Source organism: Prosthecobacter sp. (genome assembly GCF_029946185.1).
Taxonomy (GTDB): Bacteria; Verrucomicrobiota; Verrucomicrobiia; order Verrucomicrobiales; family Verrucomicrobiaceae; genus Prosthecobacter.
The window spans coordinates 1-2,742 of record NZ_JAQSEA010000206.1 but is presented as its reverse complement, the minus strand read 5'-3'; the positions used below and the strand labels follow the sequence as shown (position 1 = coordinate 2,742).

The window sequence follows — 2,742 nt, the reverse complement described above, 5'->3', positions numbered from 1 at the left end:
CATCACACCTGCCATCGTGATGATCGCCATTCCATTCTCGCTGGTCGGCATCCTCCCCGCACATGGTCTCATGGATGCCTTTTTCACCGCCACCAGCATGATCGGCTTCATGGCAGGAGGTGGTATCGTGGTGCGAAATTCCATCATCCTTGTCGATTTCATCGAGCTGAGAATTCGGGAAGGCATGCCGCTGAGCGAGGCCGTGATCGACGCCGGAGCCGTGCGTTTCCGCCCCATGCTGCTCACTGCCTTGGCTGTGGTCGTCGGCGCGGCAGTGATCCTTGCCGATCCCATTTTCCAGGGGCTCGCCATCGCCCTCATGGCAGGCGAGATCGCCAGCCTCTTCATCAGCCGCATGGCCGTGCCGGTCCTCTACTTCATGGCCAACAAGCATTCTCATCCAGAACCCCAACCATAAGACAATATGAAACCCAACATCGGAACCGTGGACCGCGCCCTGCGCATCATCGCTGGCCTCGGCATCATCGCCTACGGCATCGTCAATCACACCTGGCTCGGAGCCATCGGCGTCGTACCGCTGCTTACCGCCTTCGTGCGCTTCTGCCCGCTGTATGCCCCCCTCGGCATCAGCACCTGCGGCAAAGGTGGCAATGGCAAAGGCGGTGGCTGCTGTGGCGGCGGCAAATGCTGCTGAGCTTCTGCCCGCGCAGATGAGCTTTGGGGATTCACCCAAAAGGTCCTACCTTCATGGTTATGAAGCACTCTGAATTACACCGAACTCACCGCGTTGGCTGGCTGCGAGCCGCCGTGCTGGGAGCCAATGATGGCATCCTTTCCACCGCTAGCTTGATCGTGGGCGTTGCCGCCGCTGAATCCAGCCGCAGCAACGTGCTGGTCGCTGGTCTGGCAGGGTTGGTTGCTGGTGCTATGTCGATGGCCGCAGGTGAATATGTATCCGTCAGCTCCCAGTTTGACACGGAGAATGCCGATTTGGAACGGGAGCGTGGCGAGCTGGCTGCAGATCCCGCAGGGGAACACGCTGAATTGACCGCTATTTATGTCAGCCGCGGGCTCGACGAGGTGCTTGCCAGGCAGGTCGCCACGCAATTGATGGAAAAGGACGCACTGGGCACGCATGCGCGCGATGAGCTTGGCATTTCTGATGCACTGAGCGCGCGCCCCGTGCAGGCAGCTTTCGCTTCGGCGGGCTCATTTGCCGTAGGTGCCGTTATGCCACTGCTGCTGGTTCTTCTGGTGCCGGCTTCGGCCATCGTCTGGACTGTTTCTCTCAGCTCGTTGGTGTTTCTCGCCCTGCTGGGCACCTTGGCGGCTCGTGCAGGCGGTTCATCTGTCTGGACTTCCGTTGCCCGCGTTACCTTCTGGGGAGCGATGGCGATGGCCTTGACTGCGGGAGTTGGGGCTTTGTTTGGCGCAGCCGTCTGATCTTTTCCGATCTTCATTCATGTGAGAGGCGCACAAAAAAGCGGCATCCTGTTGCCAGGATGCCGCCGTGAATTTTTTGGGGGGATTTAGGTCAGGGGAGACGCTTAGTAGCGACCGCCACCGCCGCCGCCGCCGCCACCACCACCGTAGCCGCCACGGCCACCGCCGCCGCCGCCACCACTCTTGCCGCCGCCGCCACCGTAGCCGCCACGGCCACCGCCGCCGCCGCCACCACCGTAGCCGCCGCCGCCGCCTGCTGGACGATCTTCCTTCGGACGGGCTTCATTGATGGTCAGGTTGCGACCACCGTAATCTTTTTCATTGAGGCCACGGATGGCTTCATTCATGGCGGTTTGGGAGTCCATGGTCACGAAAGCAAAGCCACGTGGACGACCGGAGTCGCGGTCCATCGGAAGGTGGATGTCGGTAACGGTGCCGTAGTCGGTGAAGAGAGCGCGGACGTCGTCTTCTGTGGCGGTGAAGGGCAGGTTGCCCACGTACATTTTAGTATTCATATCGATTTTCTTGAGTTCAGTCACCCTGAATGAGGGCTGAGTAAGCTCCGAGATCGGATTTAAGAACACCAAAGGAAACAACCTGATGAACGACTTAGCTTAGCCTTTATCAGGTTAACTTGCGATGCCACATTTCGTTTGATTCGGAAGAATAGCAAACGTTAGTTTTAAAAGTAGCGGTGAGCCTGACGCTCCGGGCGGTACTCACACATCAAAAGAGGATTAAGCGAGAGACCGAGGGCGATCGCCTGCGTCAATGCATCTCAATATCGCACTGGCCAATGCCGCCGCGGTAGTAATTGAACTGTACATTCGGGTGTTCAGCCAGCAGTGACATCGGCACGGAGGCATCTGCCAGACGCTTGGAGATCAGGAGTGCGGTGAGCCGTTGACCCAGAGGATTGTCGTGCTGGCCGGCATGCCAGACGCTGACTTTTTCAGCCATCCAGGTTTCCTTGGGGCCCACCGTGATGGCCTTCTGCGGCACCAGCGTGAGATTGCCACCACCGGAGGTGCGGGCGTTCTGCATGAGGGTCACGGGATGCAGATCCACGACACGCGTGGTCAGCTTGCGAAACTCTGCGGGTGGCGGTGGCTCGTTTTTGAATTTGCCCGTGCGCTTGGGCGGATCGTTGAAGGCCCAATTTTTGATATCACCCTGACCGCACTGCATCACAGCGCAGCGCACGCCGCTCTGCCAGCTCTTGATGTAGGCCGCTGTGTCCGCCTTCGGGAAATGCAACTGCGTGTCTGGCATGCAGAGCTTCTTCTGCATGCGGTCAAAGCAGAGGTCACGGTTCGCTTTTTCAAACGACAGTGGATG

General features: G+C 59.2%; 4 protein-coding genes and 1 pseudogene. 3 read left to right on the top strand and 2 right to left on the bottom strand.

Translation table 11 applies throughout. The annotated features are described in order from the left end of the window. The 3 genes from PSV43_RS17560 to PSV43_RS17550 form a co-directional block, all read left to right on the top strand. A partial coding sequence (locus PSV43_RS17560) for an efflux RND transporter permease subunit (protein WP_300200275.1) occupies positions 1–418 on the top strand: 418 nt, incomplete at its 5' end. A 6-nt stretch (positions 419–424) separates the two neighbouring features. Beyond that, positions 425–655 carry a DUF2892 domain-containing protein gene (locus PSV43_RS17555; protein ID WP_300200272.1) on the top strand — a complete coding sequence of 77 codons (231 nt, stop codon included), beginning with the start codon at positions 425–427 and terminating at the stop codon, positions 653–655. 59 nt (positions 656–714) lie between these two features. Next, positions 715–1,404 carry a VIT family protein gene (locus PSV43_RS17550; RefSeq protein WP_300200277.1) on the top strand — a complete coding sequence of 230 codons (690 nt, stop codon included), beginning with the start codon at positions 715–717 and terminating at the stop codon, positions 1,402–1,404. 104 nt (positions 1,405–1,508) lie between these two features. Here PSV43_RS17550 and PSV43_RS17545 read toward each other — a convergent pair whose 3' ends face one another. Further along, the gene (locus PSV43_RS17545; RefSeq protein ID WP_300200269.1) at positions 1,509–1,919 is read right to left on the bottom strand and encodes an RNA-binding protein; all 411 of its coding nucleotides are present in this window, start codon (positions 1,917–1,919) and stop codon (positions 1,509–1,511) included. Positions 1,920–2,172: 253 nt separating this feature from the next. Next, a pseudogene (locus PSV43_RS17540) lies at positions 2,173–2,742 on the bottom strand (glucosamine-6-phosphate isomerase); the annotation flags it as partial.

What these genes read in the sequence shown, in the direction of transcription:
- PSV43_RS17555 (WP_300200272.1), top strand. Translation starts at nt 425, where the DNA reads ATGAAACCCAACATCGGAACCGTGGACCGCGCCCTGCGCATCATCGCT.
- PSV43_RS17550 (WP_300200277.1), top strand. Translation starts at nt 715, where the DNA reads ATGAAGCACTCTGAATTACACCGAACTCACCGCGTTGGCTGGCTGCGA.
- PSV43_RS17545 (WP_300200269.1), bottom strand. Translation starts at nt 1,919, where the DNA reads ATGAATACTAAAATGTACGTGGGCAACCTGCCCTTCACCGCCACAGAA.